Source organism: Streptomyces sp. NPDC045022, assembly GCF_056432605.1.
This window is the reverse complement of record NZ_JBWKIR010000042.1, coordinates 1-19,464: the sequence shown is the minus strand read 5'-3', so window position 1 is coordinate 19,464 and position 19,464 is coordinate 1. Positions and strand designations below refer to the sequence as shown.

At 68.4% G+C, this 19,464-nt stretch carries 16 protein-coding genes and 7 pseudogenes; 14 read left to right on the top strand and 9 right to left on the bottom strand.

Going from position 1 to position 19,464, the window contains the following annotated elements; genetic code table 11:
* Nucleotides 1-84: 84 nt before the first annotated feature.
* The 3 genes and pseudogenes from AC07C1_RS38010 to AC07C1_RS38000 form a co-directional block, all read left to right on the top strand.
* Nucleotides 85-963, top strand: coding sequence for a COG4705 family protein (locus AC07C1_RS38010; protein ID WP_478946707.1), 879 nt, complete (start codon nt 85-87; stop codon nt 961-963).
* A gap of 292 nt (nt 964-1,255) precedes the next feature.
* Nucleotides 1,256-1,513 (top strand): annotated as a pseudogene (locus AC07C1_RS38005) (IS630 family transposase); the annotation flags it as partial.
* A 555-nt stretch (nt 1,514-2,068) separates the two neighbouring features.
* Nucleotides 2,069-2,218, top strand: a pseudogene (locus AC07C1_RS38000) (sigma factor-like helix-turn-helix DNA-binding protein); the annotation flags it as partial.
* A 12-nt stretch (nt 2,219-2,230) separates the two neighbouring features.
* Here AC07C1_RS38000 and AC07C1_RS37995 read toward each other — a convergent pair.
* A complete protein-coding gene (locus tag AC07C1_RS37995; RefSeq protein ID WP_478946706.1) occupies nt 2,231-4,774 on the bottom strand; it encodes an ABC transporter substrate-binding protein in 2,544 nt (847 codons plus the stop codon).
* A gap of 356 nt (nt 4,775-5,130) precedes the next feature.
* Between AC07C1_RS37995 and AC07C1_RS37990 the strand changes: the two are divergent.
* The 4 genes and pseudogenes from AC07C1_RS37990 to AC07C1_RS37975 all read left to right on the top strand — a co-directional run.
* Nucleotides 5,131-5,259: pseudogene (locus tag AC07C1_RS37990) on the top strand (transposase); the annotation flags it as partial.
* 12 nt (nt 5,260-5,271) lie between these two features.
* Nucleotides 5,272-5,540, top strand: a pseudogene (locus AC07C1_RS37985) (lamin tail domain-containing protein); the annotation flags it as partial.
* 433 nt (nt 5,541-5,973) lie between these two features.
* Nucleotides 5,974-6,336, top strand: a complete 363-nt coding sequence (locus AC07C1_RS37980; protein ID WP_478946705.1) for a hypothetical protein — start codon at nt 5,974-5,976, stop codon at nt 6,334-6,336.
* Between the two features lie 731 nt (nt 6,337-7,067).
* Nucleotides 7,068-7,670: a DUF4328 domain-containing protein gene (locus AC07C1_RS37975; protein ID WP_478946704.1), complete on the top strand. Its 603-nt coding sequence runs from the start codon at nt 7,068-7,070 to the stop codon at nt 7,668-7,670.
* Nucleotides 7,671-7,724: 54 nt separating this feature from the next.
* Here the strand turns inward: AC07C1_RS37975 and AC07C1_RS37970 are convergent, their stop codons facing one another.
* Nucleotides 7,725-8,423: a hypothetical protein gene (locus AC07C1_RS37970; RefSeq protein ID WP_478946703.1), complete on the bottom strand. Its 699-nt coding sequence runs from the start codon at nt 8,421-8,423 to the stop codon at nt 7,725-7,727.
* Between the two features lie 55 nt (nt 8,424-8,478).
* Here AC07C1_RS37970 and AC07C1_RS37965 point away from each other — a divergent pair.
* The 3 genes and pseudogenes from AC07C1_RS37965 to AC07C1_RS37955 form a co-directional block, all read left to right on the top strand.
* Nucleotides 8,479-8,724, top strand: a pseudogene (locus AC07C1_RS37965) (transposase family protein); the annotation flags it as partial.
* Nucleotides 8,725-9,023: 299 nt separating this feature from the next.
* Entirely contained in the window at nt 9,024-9,149 is a 126-nt protein-coding gene (locus AC07C1_RS37960) for a hypothetical protein (RefSeq protein ID WP_478946702.1), read from the top strand.
* Between the two features lie 38 nt (nt 9,150-9,187).
* Nucleotides 9,188-9,467 (top strand): annotated as a pseudogene (locus AC07C1_RS37955) (transposase); the annotation flags it as partial.
* Nucleotides 9,468-9,756: 289 nt separating this feature from the next.
* On the opposite strand, the gene AC07C1_RS37950 reads toward AC07C1_RS37955, so the two are convergent.
* The 3 genes from AC07C1_RS37950 to AC07C1_RS37940 form a co-directional block, all read right to left on the bottom strand.
* Nucleotides 9,757-10,068 (bottom strand): hypothetical protein, encoded by a 312-nt coding sequence (locus AC07C1_RS37950; protein WP_478946701.1) that lies wholly within the window; start codon nt 10,066-10,068, stop codon nt 9,757-9,759.
* A 339-nt stretch (nt 10,069-10,407) separates the two neighbouring features.
* Nucleotides 10,408-11,205 (bottom strand): DUF1963 domain-containing protein, encoded by a 798-nt coding sequence (locus AC07C1_RS37945; protein WP_478946700.1) that lies wholly within the window; start codon nt 11,203-11,205, stop codon nt 10,408-10,410.
* 28 nt (nt 11,206-11,233) lie between these two features.
* Complete coding sequence (locus AC07C1_RS37940; protein WP_478946699.1) at nt 11,234-11,599, bottom strand: STAS domain-containing protein; 366 nt, start codon at nt 11,597-11,599, stop codon at nt 11,234-11,236.
* Nucleotides 11,600-11,662: 63 nt separating this feature from the next.
* On the opposite strand from AC07C1_RS37940, the pseudogene AC07C1_RS37935 reads away from it, so the two are divergent.
* Nucleotides 11,663-12,276 (top strand): annotated as a pseudogene (locus tag AC07C1_RS37935) (LysR family substrate-binding domain-containing protein); the annotation flags it as partial.
* A 171-nt stretch (nt 12,277-12,447) separates the two neighbouring features.
* Here AC07C1_RS37935 and AC07C1_RS37930 read toward each other — a convergent pair.
* The 3 genes from AC07C1_RS37930 to AC07C1_RS37920 are packed head-to-tail and all read right to left on the bottom strand — an operon-like array spanning nt 12,448 to nt 15,268.
* A complete protein-coding gene (locus AC07C1_RS37930) occupies nt 12,448-14,190 on the bottom strand; it encodes a transglycosylase domain-containing protein (protein WP_478946698.1) in 1,743 nt (580 codons plus the stop codon).
* Nucleotides 14,187-14,819 (bottom strand): hypothetical protein, encoded by a 633-nt coding sequence (locus AC07C1_RS37925; RefSeq protein WP_478946697.1) that lies wholly within the window; start codon nt 14,817-14,819, stop codon nt 14,187-14,189. The genes AC07C1_RS37930 and AC07C1_RS37925 overlap by 4 nt, the downstream gene beginning before the upstream one ends.
* Nucleotides 14,816-15,268: a sigma factor-like helix-turn-helix DNA-binding protein gene (locus tag AC07C1_RS37920; protein WP_478946696.1), complete on the bottom strand. Its 453-nt coding sequence runs from the start codon at nt 15,266-15,268 to the stop codon at nt 14,816-14,818. Before AC07C1_RS37920 ends, AC07C1_RS37925 begins: the two co-directional genes overlap by 4 nt.
* A gap of 194 nt (nt 15,269-15,462) precedes the next feature.
* Here AC07C1_RS37920 and AC07C1_RS37915 point away from each other — a divergent pair, with 194 nt between their 5' ends.
* Nucleotides 15,463-15,966 carry a SigE family RNA polymerase sigma factor gene (locus AC07C1_RS37915; RefSeq protein WP_478946695.1) on the top strand — a complete coding sequence of 168 codons (504 nt, stop codon included), beginning with the start codon at nt 15,463-15,465 and terminating at the stop codon, nt 15,964-15,966.
* A complete protein-coding gene (locus tag AC07C1_RS37910) occupies nt 15,956-16,774 on the top strand; it encodes a L,D-transpeptidase (protein WP_478946694.1) in 819 nt (272 codons plus the stop codon). The genes AC07C1_RS37915 and AC07C1_RS37910 overlap by 11 nt, the downstream gene beginning before the upstream one ends.
* Before the next feature lie 198 nt (nt 16,775-16,972).
* Here the strand turns inward: AC07C1_RS37910 and AC07C1_RS37905 are convergent, their stop codons facing one another.
* Nucleotides 16,973-18,661: a Helicase associated domain protein gene (locus AC07C1_RS37905; protein WP_478946693.1), complete on the bottom strand. Its 1,689-nt coding sequence runs from the start codon at nt 18,659-18,661 to the stop codon at nt 16,973-16,975.
* A gap of 343 nt (nt 18,662-19,004) precedes the next feature.
* Between AC07C1_RS37905 and AC07C1_RS37900 the strand changes: the two genes are divergently transcribed.
* Entirely contained in the window at nt 19,005-19,322 is a 318-nt protein-coding gene (locus AC07C1_RS37900) for a hypothetical protein (RefSeq protein ID WP_478946692.1), read from the top strand.
* Nucleotides 19,323-19,464 lie beyond the last annotated feature (142 nt).

The window sequence follows — 19,464 nt, the reverse complement described above, 5'->3', positions numbered from 1 at the left end:
ATCACGCACAAATCCGTTCACCCTCCGCTCAAGGTCCTACTCGGAGACAGCGTGACGTCGATGTACCAACTGGGAGCAACGAACATGGAAAACTCAGAAGTGCTGACCGACCTGGACGTCGCCAGCACCGACAAATACGTCATGAAGAAGCTGCCAGAGGTAACAGTGGCCTTCTGGACCATGAAGATCGCCGCGACGACCCTCGGCGAGACAGCCGGCGACCTCTTCGCCCAGACCCTCAAGCTGGGCTACTTCTTGACCACGATCGCATTGTTCCTGATCTTCGTGGTCACCCTGGTCGTCCAGCTCAACTCCAAGCGGTACAACCCCTTCTTCTACTGGACCGTCATCCTGTCCACCAGCATGGCCGGCACCACGATGTCCGACTTCATGAACCGTGACGCCAGCGCCAAGTTCCTCTCCAACGGGTCCACCTCGCTGGGCCGGGGCCCGCAGGGCCTGGGACTGGGTTACCCGGTAGGCGCCGCGATCCTGATCTCTATCCTGATCGCGATCTTCGCCGTATGGAAGTTCACCGGGATGACGTTCGTCATCCGGGACATCACTACTTTTCGCGGCGAGGCCCTGTTCTGGGCGGCGATTCTCGTGTCGAACACGCTCGGCACGTCAATGGGTGACTTCCTATCCGACAGTTCCGGGCTCGGTTACCTGGGGGGCGCTCTCCTCGTCTCCGGAATGCTCGGGGTACTCCTCGCCCTCATGCGCGTACCGGTCGTACCGAACGTCCTGCTGTTCTGGGTCGCCTTCGTACTCACCCGCCCGCTCGGGGCTACCGCGGGCGACTTCCTCACCAAGCCCATCGCCAAGGGCGGTCTCGACCTCGGCACGATGGGCTCATCTGCCGTGCTCCTCGCAGTCCTCATCGGCCTCATGGGCTACGCCCACATGGAGGAGCGCAAGACCCCCTACCCAGGCGGCAAGGTCGTGGCCCGCAATTCCTGAAACTCGGTCGGGAAGCGACACGACTGCTGCTGGTCCGCCCGACGTGCGCGCGTCGCGGGCGGGGCAGCCCCGGCGTCTACAGACCGAGCAAAAGTCACCTCGTACAGGGCAAGGTGGGAGCGGGGTACCGCCATTGCGCGCGTCGCGGCTCGTCTGAGCAGTAGGCAGACCGCGACCGGATGACCGGGCCCCCGTCTCGCGGGTCGAGGCGGTGGATCGCTATGCCCGACCTGACACCGTGTCCTATGTGGTGAGGCGGACGAGTCGCTTGTAGCAGCAGATAGCGGCGGCCCGCTGGTCGATCCGCAAACTCGCCGCTTACCTGCGCCGCCGCGTCCACGGACGTGTCATCCGCATCAGCCGCGAGACTTTACGGTGTCTGCTCCTGCGCCGCGGCATCACGTTCCAGCGCACCAAGACCTGGAAGGAGTCCCCCGACCCCGAGCGCGACGCCAAGCTCGACCGGATCGAGCAGGTGCTGGATCGCCTCCCGGACCGGGTCTTCGCCTTCGGCGAGTTCGGCCCACTGGGGATCAGACCCACCGCCGGCTACTGCCCACTTGGATTGGATACAGTGCCGAGCGTGCGGGAGATCTCTTCGTCACTCGTCGGTTGGTACTCGGAGCGGGAAAGCATCCCGGGACCAAGATCGGACAACTCGTAATGCGTGGGTCTCGGGCTGGAATCTCGGCGACGGAGCACGACGACGGCGAGGTGCGCATGCCGTGCGGCGGCGCAACACGGATTGGCGGACCAAAACGCAGCTCCGAGTCCCCGGCTGACGGCACACTTTGACGGCAACACCGGCGCGCGTTGCCGTACCCGGAGGAGCAGCCGTGGACCGTGCAGGGCAGGCAGGGAAGTGGCACCCCTGGCCGGTGTATCGGCGGTACGGGCTCGTACTGCACTACCGAGAGATTGTCTGCAGCCGCGCCAGCACCCGTGGCCTGGCGCGCGTGCGCGTCGAGCCGAACCCCGATTTTGAGAACAGGGCTTGTAACCGGGGGCCCCGGACATTGGTCCGGGGCAGCTCCGAGTGGGGCGGGTACGTCGAAAGGGAGGTTTGCGAGGCTGCGTTTGACGTGGGCCCGCAGGTACTCGACCGCGCGACCCCGAGATCGTCCGCTGGCGCTTCGTCGAGGAACTCACGCAGAAGGAGATCGGCGAAGGACTGGGGCGTTTCAAGGTGCACATCTCCCGCCTGATCCCGCGTCTCCTGGCCCTCCTGCGGGAAGGCATGCTCAGCACGAACTGAACCGGGAACCTCTCATGGGGAAGCCACTGCGGTGTCGTCCCTGGGACAGGGGAAGGTGTCGGGAGCAGTGCCCCACTTCGCGGGGTTCTGCCGGTCGGGCAGGACTCCGCAGCTGAGCAGTGTGGCCGTGACTCCGCCCGGTTGGGTGATTTCGCGGATGAACACCGCCTTGTCGGGCGGGTACTTGTTCTTGCCGTCCAGTTGCAGCACGCCGGAAGCGCCGGGGTACTGGGACACGCCATGGGCCGTGAGCCACAGGTAGATGTCGTTGGGCTGGACGTCGTCGGATGCCGGCAGCAGGTCCTCGATGACCTTGCTGACGACCCCCACGGTGTCGAAGCCGCCGGCGGCATCCGCATCTGCGCTGCGCCCGCCGAAGACGGTGGCGAAGTCCTGGGCGAACTGGGCATAGGGATCCCGGGAGTCCGGGGTGGGGGCGTTCGTCGTCTCGTAGAAGAGTGTCATGTACGGGTGGGCGCGCGCCGTCTGTTCGGGATGAAGCGAGAAGTCGATGGGAGAGCTCTCGGTGATCATCGGGATGGTCGTGCCTTGCGGAGGCTGGCACTGACCGCCGGCGCTCTGCATCGCGTTGAGGAGGCTGGGAAGCACACCGGATCGAGCGAGGTAGACCACGATCCCGTGCGTCGCAGCGACCTTGTCGCACACTTCGCTCGCGATGTCCTCCGGCGTGGTCGCCCCGGGCTTCTCGCTGTACTTGATCTCGTCGATACCGCCGTGTCGGCGGTAGGCGACGACGAACAGGTTCTTGAGGTCCGTGCTGAAGGCGGTGTCGGTCGGGTCGTACACGACCACGGCGTGCGGTGTGCCGCTGGTGAGTTGGTGGACCGCGGGAGAGTGGTGGACGAAGTCGGCGAGGACGGTCGCGACTCGCTCGTCGGGCGCCGAGATCTGGAAGTAGCGCTGGGGTGAGTCGGGGCCGACCATGGTACTGCCGGACACGCCGTTGGCGATGACCGGGATGCCGGCCTGGTCGAGTTCCCGGACCGCGTTCAGCGACTCGGGACGGCTCTGGGTGATGCCGATGACCGCAGCGATGTGGTCCTGCCGCTGACGGCTGATGATCATCTGTGTGACGTCCGGGTCTTTCGGCGCTGCAGCGCTGTGTGCGCCGTACCGGAAATACTGGCCGGTGTTGGCGATGAGCAGGCGGATCGGCATCTTGTTCTGGCGGACCCCGGTGTTGAGCTTGTGCTGCTGGGCGATGGCACCGCGCAGGATCTGCAGGCCGATCGGTGGGTCGTCGTACACGCCGTTCTGCAGACTCAGGGGAGCGAGGAAGACCAGGGTGCGGTAACGCCCGTCCGGGAGCTGAGCGTTCTCCGTCGCGGCCTGGTGCTCCAGGTCCCGCAGTTCCCTTCCGCGGTCTCCCGGTACGGCCAGATCACATTGGCTGCCGTCGGTGACGCCCACGCGCTCACCGGTCTTGACAGTGACGCATGAGGGAGGCACGGGGGGCGGAGTGGGCCAGAGGTAGTGCGGGGCCAGGAGGATGCCCGCGGTCGCCGCGGCCATGACGGGCAGAGCGGCCGGACGCAACCAGTCGAGTGGGTGGTCGCGGCGAGCCATGACGCCCCAATGGGTGTCGATCTTCGTCTTGGCCGTGCCCTCTATGTCGTCCTCGGCCGGCAGCGTGACCAGGCGTACCGGCTCGTCACTGCCCTCGTTGAGGAACGTGAAGACCTTGTCGGCAATGCCATTGGGCCGGTCGGGGTCGGCGCCCAGCGGCACGGCGTAGTCCGGTGGCAGACCCGCGCAGGCGGCCAGGACGAGCAGCGGCTTGGAGGGATGGTCATCGGCGAGCTCCTCGAACGTGCCGAGGAAGGCGCGGCCGGGGCCGTCCGTGTCGTCGATCTCGGGAATGAGGACGACGAAGGACCACCGGCGCCGTGCCCACAGATGACTCAGCCAGGTCCTTCTTCGGGTCGCTTTCCGTAGATCGGTCAGCAGCGCGCGCAAGAGGACACGTCGCACGCGCGGGTCCTCCCTCTCCAGCTCGCCGTCCTCACAGAAGGCAAGCGCGGCGTCCAGGAAGCAGGTCGCGTTCGCTTCGTCCGCGACCCAGCGCAGGCCCCAGTGCCGCAGGTGGAACCGGTAACAGAGCTTGGGAAAGCCGACGACCAGGGCCGCCACGAGTCCCTGCAGCCAACCGGTCAGGAGATGCTGGCCCAGGATGTCTGCCAGGCGAGCGCCGGCGCGCAGCGTTTTCCGCCTTTGGAGCAACGCCGCGTACAGGTCATCGAGGATCGGCTGCTGCTGGGCCTGGAAGTCGCCCGCGCCGCGTTCGGAGTCCAGTACGGCCCGGCAGGTGTGAAAGGCCGGCAACCGCAGACTTCCCGACGGCATGGTGAGCTGGAACCGCAGCCCGACTCGGTCGATCGCGGCAAGGAAGCCTCCGTTCAGCTCCGCGTCGTCGATGACGGCGTGCGGTACCTGGAAGTGGGGGTTGCCTCGCCGTCGCGACAGCCGGTGCTCGTATTCCCGGACCATGAAGGCCGGTGCCCGGACATCGCCGCCGTCCTGCCTGGTGAGGATCAAGGCAGGCGCCTTCTCGGCACGGGACCGTGTGGCCGCGAAGGTATCGAGCTGACGTATGAGGCGGTCCGACCACCTGGGGTATCGCGGGGCCGAGTCCGTGGGCGTTTGGGAGTTGGGCACGCAGTTCCTTCCTCGGGGAAGTAGGGAGGCCAACATGGCATGTAAGGGAGATGTGAAAATGCGCTATTTCTGTCACTGACTCCTAATGAGTGATTCGGACCGTTTCCGGGGCGACGGACGACAGAACCGCGATGGGCCGATGCTGAAGGCGCTGATGGTGCAGGGGCTGGCCACCTGGTGGTCCTTGGACCGTGCCCGCCACCTGTTGCCGGTCGCGGCGAATGATGCGGTGGCGCGCCGAAACCATCACCAGCTTCCCTGGCCTCGGCGCACTGACCGGAGCCCGCGTCCTGGCCGAACTCGGCGACGAACACACCCGCTTCACCAGCCCACGCGCCCTGAAGGCCTACGCCGGAGCCGCCCCGTCACCAGACCTTGGCTGGACCCTGGCCGACGAGGACGGCCACACTTACACCTTCGACGACTACCGGCTCGGCGGCCGCGCGACCGTCCGCATCACACCGGCAATGGTCGGGACCTCAGGACAGACCTGTACCAGGACCGCCGCAACTACGTGCGGGACAACCGCTCCGACACCGTGACCCTGCGCAACGACCGCGACCGGTTCATCGACGAGGCGTCCTGGGGCCACCACCGCGACCACCGCGGCGACGACCGACGCCACGGCGGTGACCACCGCCACTGACCCCCTACAGCCGGCGGTCGGGTGACGCCGGCTCATGAGGTGGCACAGAAAGGGTGGGTCGCCTCGTGCGGGGGCGGCCCACCTTCTGTATGTGTAGCGACGGCGCTGGTGAACTGGTCGCGTGTCCTTGAGCTGCTGCGGACGCCCGAGCGGCTGGGCGACGATCGCCGGGAGCCTGGCACCATGGGCCCCACCCGGCGGTGCTGGAGATCGCCGCATCGCTTGCCGCGGGGTATCCCCTCGACCGGAGCCGGGCGGCGATGCAACTCTCCGCAGCCGAGTGGAGGGACGCCCCGCTGAGGACGGACTCGGCCGACTTCGAGTGAAACCCCGCGCCGCGTCGCCTGCAAGGGTGATCTTGCCGGGCGAGCCGTCCCGTGATTGCCGGGGCAGAGTTGGGCCGGGCATGAGAAGACTTCTTTGTCTCGGGACGGTGTTCGCCCTGGCGCTGGTGGTTTCGAGCGGTGTGCCGGCAGCCGCCGACTCCAGTTCGTGCACGCATCACTGGTCGGACCCGCAGGTGTGTATCCGGCTTGAGGGCCGCAACGGCTGGAATGCGGTGACGGGGTTCTGGGCGAACCCACCGAAGAGCGCAAGGACGCGCGGTGTGCAGCTGTTCCTGGACGGCCATCGGTTCGGCCACGCGGAGACGGCCGGGCGGGTAGGCAAGACCGTCAGTTACACCTGGTCCGGGTTAGAGCAGGGCACCGGCGTGAAGGTATGCGTGCGCTTCGCCGACACCAACCGCGTGGCCTGTGACACCACGAAGTACATCGGCAACCGGGCCTCGCTGTAGCAGGCCGGTCCCGTTCGCGAACTCTGCAGCCGACCAAAAAGGCTGCGGCGAAGAAGATGACAAGAAGACGGCAAGCCGCAGCCCACGGACCGCGTAGAAAGCCCGGTGGGCTGCGCCGGCGAAGCCGCAGGAGGCTTCGGCACCGGCACACGCCCCGGCCGGCTGTCGGAGACCGCCCCCGGCCCCCAGCACGCCCAGCTGCACCCCGAAGGCGAGCGAGGTGCACCGCACGCGCACTGTCGTCGGGCGGCGCCCGACCATCGCAGCCCAGAGTAATCCCTAGTGAGCGTGGACTACACCGTTGGCCGGGCCTATCAGCATGCAGCTGTGGCCTGCAAGAGTGGCCCGCGCTCGCCTGGCCTACGCCGGCCCACCGGCTCAGCACCGCCCGGATGAGGCACTGGGGCGTTCCTCGGAGCGGCTTCTCCTGCAAGATCTATCTGGTGAGACGAGGGCGGGCGTCGTCCCCTGGTGTCCGCATGACTCCTGCGGAGTGAGGTGATGCCCCGCAGGTAGTCGAGGTCTTGGAGCGCATCCGCGTTCCTCCCCGAGGTGGTGACCATCCGCGTACTCGACCGGGCCGCTCGTGTGCGGACCGGGCTTACAGCTCACGCCGCAACCGCCGCTACCCTCCCTGGAACCGCACGCGCGTGCGGTGAGTCTGGCCTTATGATCACTCAGCCGCAGCGTCCGCTGCCGCCGCGCACGCTTCCCGAGACAGGCCAAAAACGATGACGAGTGAGGCCCCCAAAGCCCCGTGGGCCCTCGCCCGCGCCGCGCAGGCAACGATAGCGGCGGCCACCGTGGCGGACGTGTTCCGCGCGGCGGCAGTGCGGGATCGCTACCTCTACCGCACGGATGAGTCCCTGCACGAGTCGAGCTTCAACTCCATGATCTCCGGCTATGTCATGGTTTTGGCGATCGTACTGTTCCTCGTATGGCTCGCCCGGTCCCGGCGCAACGCTCAGGAGCTGTCCCCCCAGGCCCCGGTCCCGACCAGGGGCTGGACGATCGGTGCGTGGTTCACACCGGTGGTCCACTTCTATGTCCCGCGCCAGTTGGTCCTTGACATTGGGCGCGCCAGCTCTGCGTGCTGGAGGGAGAAGCGGGACACGACACTGGTGAACCTTTGGTGGGCGGCCTGGATCACGCACGCGCTGGTGCTCGTGGTGGCGAACTGGGTGAACCCGGGGTCGATGGTCCTTGTCACGGTGACAGAGGCCTTCATGATCGCGGCGGCCGCGCTGGTTGGACTCGTAATTGGGCGCATCACGGCGCTGCAGAGCACCGCGCTCGGCGCCACCGTGCCCATCACACCTCTCGCACAGGGGTAAAGCAGTTTTCCACTGGGCACCGTGGGGTGGGGGAGGGGCGGTGATGCTGAGGCGTCAGTGCTGGTTGACCGGCCAGATGGCCGCCGGATCGCAGCGGGCCGGGCACGCCAGCAGGTAGACCTCGTTGCCCAGGAACAGCCAGTAGGTGTCGGCCCTGACGCTGTAGGGCTGTTCTGGCTGGCCGGGGTAGACAGCGAAGTCCCTACCCTCGGGAACCTGGCAGACATACACCAAGTCCGCGCCGCATGCGCACCTGTAGTACTCGGGATCCTGCGCCCAGGACGGGGTACCGCCCACCTTGAAAGTCTGGGCCCCGACGGGGGTATCCACGAAAGGCCGCAGAGCCAGCGGCAGCGCGCACAAGGACGGTTCGGTTTCCGGGGCCGGCAGCGCCGCGGGGCTCTGAATCAGTACACGCCAGAACGGAGCCGGGTAGGGCGGCTGCGGAGCGTCCCAGTACTTCGGTACGAGCCGGCCATCAGCAAGCTGGGGGTCGGACGCGTCGTTGTGCGCACGGCAGTGAAAGACAAGGAGGTGGTCTCCGCCGAAAGGCTCCAGGTCGCAGGGGATGTCGAACTGGAAGAACAGTGCCATCCGCTCACCACAGAAGCACTCGGGCCAGTCCTGGGCCTGGTCGAGGAAGGGCCAGCCTCCCACCGAGTTCCGCGCCGGACGGACCAGCGGTTCGGTTCCAACCTCTACCGCGTAAGCAGGCAGCACCGTCCGCATCCTCCTCGTATTGCGTTCGAACATCCGCTCAGCCTAATAGCGTCCTGTGACAGCTGGTCGCGGATGAGATGGTCTTGATGTGGCCGGTGTGACCACGGCGTCGGAGCCGTCTCGGACAGCCCCGTTCACCGGGGTGAGCCCTCGCTTGTTCAGCGAGCTGGTGGGGCTGTTGCGGCGCGAGGGTGCGGACGTGGTCCGCAAGGGCCGACCGTGGGGCATTCCGCTGGAGGACCGGGCACCGCTGGTCGCGGCGTACTGGCGAACAAAGTTGACGATGCGCCCGCTCGCCCCGCTGTTCGGGGTGTCCAAGTCGGCGGCGAACCGGAGGGTGCCGGCTGCTCACCGAGGTGCTCAATCGCTGCCCGGATGTTCCCGTCACCGTCACGCTGGCGCGCTAATTCCCGTTTGTCTTCTTCCGGGGCCTCACGCGGCGGCATGGCTGCGGCCCGAGTAGAGCGCGGGGCGGGCAGCAGCTTGGACCCGCGAGCCGGGCACGGTCCGGGTCCAAGCTGCCGCGTGCGCGTCTGAGGGGGGTGACGTCTGCACGCGTGCCGTGCTCAACGCCGGGCCTGCAGGAAGGTTACGCCGCGCCGCGGCGTGGTGTGTGCGGGTCCCTTCGAAGGGGTGCAGGAGGTGTATTTCAAGGCAGGCGGACGCCGTGCCACCGATCTGGAAGTCGCCATCGACTTTTTGGCATCTTCTCCTATTGATCCGAAACGCTTCGTGTTCGCGCTCCTTGATGGTGTGTGAGTGATCTGGTGGGGGATGCTCGGACCTGGTCACGGGACGCGTCCAACGGCTACAAGACCAAAGCCGTGGAACACGCCGTCCACCTCGGCATCGACCTCGAAATCGTCCAACGCGACCCCACCACCCGCGGTTCCCACGTCCAGCCCCGCCGCTGGGTCATCGAACGCACCCTCGGCTGGCTCATGCACCACCGACGCCTCACCCGCGACTACGAAACCCACCCCCACCGCTCAGCCGCTATGATCCAACTCGCCGCCATTAACCTCATGACCCGCCGCCTCACCCCACGAAACCACATCCAACTGGCGCGACAACTAAGCCAAACGAAATAGAAACTCCGACCGGCTCCTGGCATCAGCCCAGGGACGGGCGGAGGTGGACTGGTTGGTCGCGCTGGACTCCACGATCAGCGGACTTCGTCATCATGGGCTGGGACGACATGATGCGCATCTCGCCTACGCCTCCTACATCGTGGGCAAGTACGGTCAGTCCCAGGACGCCACTCAGGCCGTCACAGTCGACGCGGCCGTGTACCAGTGGCTGGCCGGATGCACCTGCGGCAGCGCGGCAAGCAGGAAACAGTGTCCAAAGTGGTTGTCCAGCGTGTTCACCGAGTCCACACCTGCTGAAACTCTTCGGCCGGGATGGCCTCCAGCGGATCCCGTTCAGGATCGATCGCTTGGTCTGTCAGGCCGCCGTGCTCGTCCTCCAGGTGCTCCCAGCTGTACCGGTGCAGTTGGCCGGCCGAGGTCAGCTCGGCCTGCTTGACGACGATCAAGTCGCCGCGGTCGGGTACGGCCTCGATGTACCAGAGGCCACCTTCCTCGTCAGCGTGGCGGAAGTGGTGCCGCAGGGTGGCGCTCTCGTCGAGTGCTCGGTAGTAAGCCGCGATCTCTGCGATGCGTTCCTGGTCAACCACGAGTCCATCGTGCCAGTGAGCGCACACGCTCGCGCCGTTCTGACATCCACGAGTGACATCAACGACGCCGGACGCCAGCACTCCTAGGCAGCCTGCCATGGCCATCGTGCCCGGGTGGCTCCCCGGCAGTACCGAGGAGTGATCGAACTCCCAAAGCGGTGTTCCGTGGCCTTCGCGTGCCCAGCCTGGCGGGAGCCACGGGGAGCCGGCACACGAGGGCCGCACCACAAGTGCAACAGAACAAGAGGGAATAGCCGAGGGGAACCATGGTGAAGGCAGCCGTGCCAGATAGGGTCCTGCGGTGGATGCGGCTCCCGTGACGATCTGCTGCTGTGCGCGTCAACAGCAGAGGACCTGTGCCACTACCTTGCGGAAGTCGCCAGCCGCGAGTGCCTCGGCTGGAATCGTGAAGTACAACGTTCCAGCGTCACCCCAACCCCATCCGAGTTCGGTGTCCTCGGCAAGCTGGAGTAGATGGACGGCCGGGCCGTCGGCGTCGCGAGACGACACCTTCAGCGTGTACGAGGTGTCCGGCCAACCGAAGGCACAGTGACTGCCAGCGGTGTTTCCATCGAGATCTCCCATTTCGCTGAGGATCAGCGATGCTGCTCCCCAGTGCTGGCCTCTGTCGAACTCCACGTCATCGTCCTCAACGTCCCAGCAGTCCGGGAGCATGATCACCTCAGCCGCGTGGACCGGCGTCGCCGCGTAACTTCTCGCTGGTTGGGGGGCTGTAACCACGACTGCCTGTGCCGGGTCGGCGGGGATGACGCGACATATCCCAGAGTCGAACAGGTCCAGTTTGCGGTACTCCTCGTACGGCAAGTCTGGATCCAGGTAGAAGAAGTTGAGCAGGCCAGGCTGTACGGGCGGTTCCGTGCCCAGCCAGGAAGCGAGAGCATCTGTGTCCAGAACGGCGTGCAGGGACAGCGGAACACCGTTGTGTTCGGGCCAGAGGGTCTCTGGTTCGAGGAGGGCAGGACCCCCAAGCCGACATTGACCGGTTGCCTGGTCCCTTTCGGGTGAGCGGATCAGCCGAAAGCCGCGGCGCGCCATGGCAGCAAACTGCCGACCGGCCCTCTCACCGAGCCGCTGGCTGCACACGTCGTTCAGGCTGCCAAAATCGTCGAACTGCATGCACGGATCTTGCCAACCTCTGGGCGGGTCAGGGGTGGAGGGCGTCGCGGAGGGTGGGGTAGCAGTCGATGATCGTGTCGAGTTCCACGATGCGCAGGGTCCGCATGACGGAGTCGGGGACGTCTGCCAGGCGTAGCCAGCCGTGCTGTCCTGTTGTGGCGCGGCGGGCGGTGATGAGCAGGTTGATGCCGGTGGAGTCGATGAAGGTGACCTGTCGCATGTCGATGACGACGCGTGGCGGGGAGCCGAGGCGGGGAAGGTCTAGCGCCTGGCGGAGGGGCTGGGCGGTGTCGTGGTCGATTTCCCCGGCCAGGGTCAGCACGTGGATGCCGTCGGTGGTGGTGGCCGTGACTGACAGGGGGCCGGGCTCGTGGGCTTTGTTGGAGTCCGCCACGCTTGTCCGTGGCACTGTCGGAGATACTTACGGACCGGTTCTCCAGGCAGGCTGATCTGCATCCTACGGGTGAGCGCGGCGGCCGGCGTCGCGACCGTCACCGTCGGCATCCTGGGTGACGGCACCGACCCGGGAGTGACCAGGCTGGCCGCCGCCTACCGCCGGAGCCACCCCGGCATCGACATCCGCATCCGCGACACCGATCTGACCGACCCGACGGGCGGGCTGCGCGCCGGACTGGTCGACGTCGCCTTGACTCGGGCGCCGTTCGACGAGACCGCCCTGACGGTGTGTGCGCTGCGGACCGATCCGGTCGGCGTGGTCCTGCGCGCCGATGATCCGCTGGCCCGCGCGACCGGCTGCGGCTGATCGACCTGAGCGATCGCCACTGGTTTCAGTTCCCGCAGGGGACCGACCCCATATGGCAGTCGTACTGGAACGGCGGCAGGCCGCGCGAGGGGGCAGTGGTGCGCGCCGTCCAGGAATGCCTGCAGGCCGTGCTGTGGAACAGCACGGTCGGCCTGGCCCCGCTCGGACACGACCTGCCCGCGGAGTTGGCCTTGGTACCGCTGATCGACATGGCGCCGAGCCGAGTGGTGGCGGTGTGGAACGAAGGTGACACCAACCCGTTGATCCGATCCTTCATCGAGATCGCGACAGCCGCGTATCGCCGCTGAGCACCGGCAACCGGTGCTGCCGCAGGTCGTGAACGATTCGAACGCTGCGGCCCTCAGGACCGCCTCCCGAAGCGGTCAACACCTGCTTTCGCGTTCCTGGGAGCCGACCTGTGGTTGCAGTGGGTGGCGCTGCTCGATGGCTGGGGGTGGCATGTCTGTGTCCTGCACCCCTCACCGGACGGAGGGGCTGATGGCGAGGTCGGACCACACGCTGGAGGCCACAGATGTCGCGAACGTCTGCGGTGTGCCTGTGAGCTTGGCCGGCAGGGGCGGTTTGTTGCCCTTGGCCGGGTACTGCGCGAAGAGGGCGACCGTGACGGTCAGGCGGCTGCCGGACTCGGTGTGCCAGAAGGTGCGGGTGCCAGGTCCTGTGCCGGCGCCGCCGGTGTAGGAGGGGACGGCCGGTACCGGATCCGCGCTCGTGGAGGGCGCGGGTGGCGGGGGCATGAGTTTGCCCGCCGTTCGGGCGGCTGTCTCCGGCATGACCTGCTGTGTGTTGGGGTGGGCCGTGTAGACCGTGTGCCCGGTACGGGTGATCCTGGCGACCGTGTACGGCTTGGCGTACGTGCCGCCCGCGGCCGTCGCGGCGTACGCCGAGGCCACGCGGAGCGGGCTGGGCGCGGGCGTGCGCGTGAGGGAGGCCAGGGGGCCGTCGAGTTTCAGTTGGGTGAAGAGCTGCACGGCCGTGCCCGCCTCGACCGCGCCGGACACCGCGTCGTTGAACGGCTGCCGGGCGTAGTTCCCGCCGCCGTACAGGACCCGTACCGCCCCGTCCCCGGGGACCATCGCGACCACGGCCGTGTGCAGTGCCGTCCCCTTGCGCGTCGGCGGAGCGTGGCTGACCCGGTTCGCCGTCGCGTCCTGGGCGGCCAGGTCGAACGTCGTACGGACCGTGTAGCCGCCGCGGGCCAGTTGGTCCACGCTGATGCCGAGCCGGTCGGCCGCCTCCGTCGCGGCGACGTCGATCAGGTACTCGCGCTGGCCGTCGGTGTGGCCGGGCGGGTAGAAACGGAAGGCGGGGAAGGCCGCGGCGGCGCGCTCCTTGGCGCTGATCGTGCCCGAGGCGCGCATCCCGTCCAGGACCCACACCCACCGCTTTTCCAGCGTCGACGTCACCTTCGCGTCCGCGCCCGCCCGTTCGTAGTACGACGGCAGGTTGATGATCGCCGCCAGCGCCGCGCCCTGCGAGAGCGTCAGATCCTTGGCGCCGACGCCGAAGTAGTTGCGCGCCGCCGACTCGATGCCGGCCGCGCCACGGCCGAAGTACACGGTGTTGAGGTAGCCCTCCAGGATCGCGTCCTTGGAGCGGGTGCGGTCCAGCTTCACCGCGATCAGCGCCTCGCGCGCCTTGCGGCTGAGCGACTGCTCGGGCGTGAGCAGCGCGTTCTTCACGTACTGCTGGGTGATCGTCGAACCGCCCTGGCGTTCGCCTCCGCTCAACGTCGACCACGCCGCGCGTGCGATGGCGCTCGGAGAGACCCCCGAGTCCGTACGGAAGGAACGGTTCTCCGCGGCGATCACCGCGTCCTGGACCTGCCGGGGCACCTGCGAGAGCGGTACCTCCTGGCGGTCCACTGGTCCGCGCCGGCCCAGATACTCCCCGCTCGCGTCCAGGAACACCGTACTTTGGCTGACTGTCTCCGGGTGCGGCTCGGGGATGACCGTCAGCCGGTAGGCGACGACGATCGCGGAGACGAGGGCGAGCAGCAGACAGCCGACGGCGATCAGCGCGCGCCGGACCCAGCGCGCGCGACGGCGCCGCGTGCGCACACGGAAGGGGATCCCGCGCCGACGGCGTCCGCGTTTCCCGCCGCCTTCCCGCTGGCCGTCGCGCGCGCCCTCGTCCGGGCCTTCCTGCGCGTCGCCGCTCACCGGCGCGTTCCTGACCTCACTCATGTTCTCGGTCTCGTTCATGCGCCCATCCCGCTCTGTGCCAGCGCCGCGCCCTGCGCGTCGTACACCGTCACCCGCAGCCTCATCAGCAGTTGTCTGTCCTTGGGGAGTCGGGCGGTCGCGTACCAGACCATCCAGCCGGGGTCGCCCGCCAGCGTGAGCAGCGTGCCGGTCGTCGTGCCGGCTGACGTCCGCACCTCGACGCGGGCCGCCGGCCGGTCACTCCGGTAGGTGCCGGAGAGCAGGAGGCGGTCGTCGATCGCCTCCAGCCGGAGGGTGACGGACGGACCGTCGCCCTCCGGGACCCGGCTCTCGAAATCCGACCCGGTCTGCCAGTGCTCCTTGTTCTTCGTCAGCCACACCTCCGCGCCCGGCAGCAGCCGTACGTGTTCGCCGGACGCCACCACCCGCACGGCTCCCGTCGCTGTGGAGGACGAGGGCGCCGTGCTGCCGGGCGTGGACGCGGTCAGGCGGGAGGAGACGTAGGCGAGCGGCGGGAGCAGCAGCATGCCCGCCGCCACCAGGGCCGCCGTACGGCGTCTGCGGCGGCGTGCCCGGCCGTCCCGCTCGATCGCGGCCAACGGCAGGGGAGACGGGGTCAGTCCGGCCGTCGTCTCGGCGAACGCGTCGCGCAGTTCGGTCGGGTTCATCGGCGGGCTCCGGGGAGAGACGACAGGTCGCGCAGGGCCGCGAGGCCCCGCCGGGCGCAGGACGTGACCGTGCCGGACGAGCAGCCGAGCACCTCGGCGATCTCCGCGTCGGCCAGGCCCTCGCCGTGGCGCAGCACCAGCACCACCCGCTGCCTAGCCGGCAGGGCTCCCAACGCCCGGTCCAGCGAGGTCAGTCGGGACGCGGATGAGCGTCGGCGGCGGAGGTGGAGGCGCACCAGGATGCGCAGCACGTGGAAGTCCGCGTCGCCGCGCGGCACGTGCCGCCAGCGGGCGTACGCCTCCGCCAGCGCAGAGCGCGCCAGTTGCTCCGCCGCGTGCTGTTCGCCGGTGAGGAGACGCGCGGTGCGGACCAGTCGCGGCCAGGCGTCAGCGGCGTACCCGGCGAACTCGCCCTGCCGTGAGGGCTGTCGGAGGGGTCGCAGGCTCACGTCACCGTGGCCCCTCGCGCGACGGCGCGACGGCGGGTCCTGGCTCTGAAGGTCATCTGCTTGCCCCTACGGTGTGTTTCGATGTGCTACGTACGGGACCTGTACGCACGGGCGGGGCTGCCGGGTTGCACGGGACTACCGTGAATTCGCAACACTCGTGGCGCGGGCCATGACCGAGACCGTGGCGGGGGGGCATGACCGAGGAAGAGTTCGACGCGTTCTACGCCGCTGTGTTCCCCCGGCTGACCGGCCAGCTCTATGCGTTCACCGGGGACCACGGCGAGGCGCAGGACGTGGTGCAGGAGGCGTTCGTCCGCGCCTGGGACCGGCGCCGGGCCTTTCTCGCCGAGGGGGCGCCCGAGGCGTGGATCAGGACCGTGGCGATGCGGCTCGCGGTGAGCCGCTGGCGGCGGGCGCGACGCTGGCTGGAACTGGTGCGCCGGACGCCGCCGCCGGAGTTCACCCCCGGGCCCGGGCCCGAACGTGCCCAGCTGGTGGCCGCGTTGCGCAAGTTGCCCGAGGCGCAGCGAAGGGCGGTGGTGCTGCACCATCTGTGCGACCTGAGTGTCGAGCAGGTAGCCTCCGAAACGGGTGCCCCCGTGGGGACGGTCAAGGCCCGGTTGTCCCGCGGCCGGGCGGCGCTGGCGCGAGAACTGGCCGACGGCGAGGGGGAGAGGGAGGACGACCGTGTCCGATGACCTCGCCACGCGGCTGCGCGAGCTGGCCCAAGCCGGTGAGGCGCCGCCGCCATGCACGGGCGCGGACCTCCGCCGCTTCGCGGGCCGGCGCGGACGCCGCCGCCGTACGACGGCGGCCGTCGGGTCTGTGGCCGCCGCGGCGGCGCTCGCGGTGGTGGTCGTACTGAACCTCGGCGGCGGATCCGGCAGGGAGCAGAGGCCCGCGCCCGCGGCGAGCCCGACCGCCACGCCGAGCATCCGGACGGCGCCGGACGCCTTGGTCGACCTCGCCCACCGGATCCTCACCGTCGGCGGCCGTACGCTGCCGGCCTCCTCCGGCATCTACAAGACGCCCACCCCGACCGGCCGGATGACCGTCGTCGCCAAGAACTCGTACTCGACGGCCTCCCGCCATCTGGGCGGTGTCAAGCCCGGATACGACTTCAAGATGCCCTGGATGATCGAGCTGCGCGCCGAGGACGGAACCACGACGTTCATCGCCGGCATGCCCTTCGACGAGAAGGCGCCCGGCAACTACTCCGCCACCGACGGCTGGATCGGCCTGCGTGAGTCCGACGCGCGGTGGCTCTACACCCGGCTGAAGGCAGGGGCAGTGGTGGACATCGACGGTGCGGCGCCCGAGTCGGCCGACGGGCCCTCCGGGGCGAGCGGCGAAGCGGCCACGGCGACGTCCGGGGCGACGACGGCCCCATGGAGCCGCATCATGCCGACGCCGTCGCAGGTGACGCCCACGGCGAGAAGCGTCGTGCCCTCAGCGACGGGGCGGATCCGGGGCGGTGCGGCGGGCCGGGCCGCTCCGGACGGGTAGCCGGCCCCGGGCGGCGAGATGCGCGCATGGCGGGGCACGGCTGCCCCACGCGGCTCACCGCGCGCCGGCTCCTGTTCCGACACGTGCTCGACAGCCGGGTTCTGCGGCATAGGTGCGCTTACCGTGCGCATTCCGTACGGGAAGCGCACATGTACGGGAAGCGCACATGACCCTGTCGGACACCCGGGTCACGTCGTTCTACGCCCACCGCATTCCGATGGCGGAGAGCTGCTCCACGCGCTCGGGCGACAGCGTCGCGGCCCTGCTCCGCTGGTTGCCGATAAACGCCCCGAGCCGGATGGCACGCTCCTCCCCGTCTTCGCCGGTGATCGTCTCGATGTGCTTGCGCGGTACGCGCAGGTGTCCTTCGCGTTGGTAGTACTGGGTGGCGGCGGCGAGGTTGAGGGCCCACTTGTCGGCCTGCGTGCGGCGCGGTTTTGGTTTCTCGTCCTCGCCGGCGGGCTCGATCCCGAGGATGTGCTCCAGCATCCACTGCTGAACGCTGGTGAGCTTGTCGAAGCCGAGCCGCTGCGTTCGTACCCATCGGCCGAGGTCTTCGCCTTGGTGTACGACCATGCCGGGCTTGGTGGGGAGTGTGCCGCCGGTGTCGAGGTGCTGTCGGGTGAGGTGGAAGCAGCGTTGCCAGTCGACGGGCCAGGAGGGGCACCAGGCGGGGTCGATGTCGTCCAGCTGCTCGCGCCGCTCCTGCGACAGGGCTCCGGCTGCCGACTGCACCGGTAGTCCCTCGGCCTGCCGCTGCTGGTTCACTGCCGCTCGGCGGGCGGCGGCGCGTGCGTTCTTCAAAAATAGCCCTACGCGATACCCCTGGTGGGTGGCGTCGGTCGGCGCCGCAAGGTGCCCGTTCACGGCGGCCCAGCCGCGGGCGGCGGCGAGGCCTTCTTCCCAGGCGACGTCGAAGTGCGACCACACCATGCCCAGCTTCTCCAGCTGCGCGATGCGCTCGGCGCCCATCTCCTCGCGGGCGTAGAAGCGGCGCGCGTCGGCGGTCCACTGTCCTGGCGGGAACCCGGCGAGCGTGGCTGGCCACTCCTCGGCTTCCGCCTCCTGCTCGCCCTTGCCGGGGACGCGGTAGGTGAAGGGGACCTTCAGGTCGCCGTGGCGCTGGTGGTAGAGGGGGGCGGCTTCGATGCCGCGGCGCCAGTGGGTGTGTTCGGGGTTGAGGACTCGCAGGTTGATGAAGGCGGCCAGCTGTGCGGGGTCGCGCGGGGTGGAGAACTTCAGCAGTTCCCTGGCCGGGATCGACAGTCGGTCGCTTCGGTCGCCCGCGGCTTCCACGCCTTCGGTCCCGGAGCGGGTCTGGACGCCCCTGACACGGCTCCGCGCTTGCGGCTCGGCGAGTGCTTCCACGACGCGGGCGTCGTGGGCACGGAGGGCTTCCAAGAGCCTCGCCAAGCCGCCGAAAGCGCGGGAGGTGAGCATGTTGTCGGCTGTCTCGCCTGGCCCGAGCAGGACCGGCACCACGAGGGAGGCGGTCTTGCCCTCGCCCGGCTGCATGCGCAGAGCGCGGCCGACGGCCTGGACTAGGTCGGGCATGGAGCCACGGACGTCCGCGAAATAGACGGAGTCGCATGCGCGGGTGTCGACGCCCTCACCCAGAACTTTCACCGAGCCCAGGAAGCTCTTCTCGACGACGGTGCCGTCCGCGGCGATACCGGTGGAGAACTCGCCGAGCACCCGGCGCCGGTGGTCGATGCGGTGGTCGCCGCACAGCCAGTCGGCCCAGACGGTGCGCGGGTACAGCCCAGGAACGGCTCTGTAGAGCTGCTGGGCGACGTCTGTGAGGCCGGCCGCGAACGCCTCGGCCTCCTTCACCTGGTGGTGGAAGACGAGCGTCCTGCCAAAGCCTTCCTCGGCCGATGCCTTCACCAGTGCCGTCTGCAGGGCGGCGAGCCGCGCCCCGCGTACCTGGTCCGAGCTGGCCTCAGCGCCCAGGAGCTGGGCGGCCTGGAGCTGGGTGTCGGTTGTCGTGGTTCGTTCTTTCTGATCGGTGGCCGGAGGGTTGAGCTGAGCTGATCAGTTGGCTGGTTGGGTTCGGCGGTGTGCTGGGTGCTGGCGGGGTGTGTGGCGTTGCTTGCGGGCCGGGCCTGGGCGGGCTTGTGAGCTGCGGCTTTCCTGCTCTGGGTTGGTCTCGTGGGTGTTGATCAGTTCTGTTGGCTGGTCGGTCAGGATTGTTGGGCGGCTGTTGTAGCGGCATAGGGGGGGTGGGCCCGTGGATGCCGATGGTGTTCAGGAGGTGTTGTTGGTGGGGGTGGAGCTGGTCGCAGGCTCGCTGCTGGGTGCGGATCCATTTGATGGTCTGGTTGGGGAAGGGTTGGCCGGCACTGTGGTGGGTGTGGGCTTGGTGCCAGCTGTGGTTCCAGGTGACCCGCCAGGGTGGGTTCCACCACGGGTCGAGCGCGGTGAGCTGCGGATCGTGGAGCCAGGGGTTCCCGGTTCGTTTCAGGTGGTCGTGGGCGGCTCGGCGTTGTTTGTACAGCCACCATCCAAGGGGGAAGCCTTCGTGTTCGGTGAATCGCTCCGGGTCTGATGGAGGCTCGATTCCCTGAGAGGATCGAGTCATGGCACGTCCGTCCTCATACCCTGCTGAGCTTCGTGAACGTGCGGTGCGCATGGTCGCGGAGATCCGTCCGAACTACCCGACAGAGTGGGCCGCGATAAAGGCGGTCGCG

What these genes read in the sequence shown, in the direction of transcription:
- AC07C1_RS38010 (WP_478946707.1), top strand. Translation starts at nt 85, where the DNA reads ATGGAAAACTCAGAAGTGCTGACCGACCTGGACGTCGCCAGCACCGAC.
- AC07C1_RS37925 (WP_478946697.1), bottom strand. Translation starts at nt 14,819, where the DNA reads ATGAACCCGACCGAACTGCGCGACGCGTTCGCCGAGACGACGGCCGGA.
- AC07C1_RS37945 (WP_478946700.1), bottom strand. Translation starts at nt 11,205, where the DNA reads ATGCAGTTCGACGATTTTGGCAGCCTGAACGACGTGTGCAGCCAGCGG.
- AC07C1_RS37915 (WP_478946695.1), top strand. Translation starts at nt 15,463, where the DNA reads ATGACCGAGGAAGAGTTCGACGCGTTCTACGCCGCTGTGTTCCCCCGG.
- AC07C1_RS37930 (WP_478946698.1), bottom strand. Translation starts at nt 14,190, where the DNA reads ATGAACGAGACCGAGAACATGAGTGAGGTCAGGAACGCGCCGGTGAGC.
- AC07C1_RS37975 (WP_478946704.1), top strand. Translation starts at nt 7,068, where the DNA reads ATGACGAGTGAGGCCCCCAAAGCCCCGTGGGCCCTCGCCCGCGCCGCG.
- AC07C1_RS37970 (WP_478946703.1), bottom strand. Translation starts at nt 8,423, where the DNA reads ATGTTCGAACGCAATACGAGGAGGATGCGGACGGTGCTGCCTGCTTAC.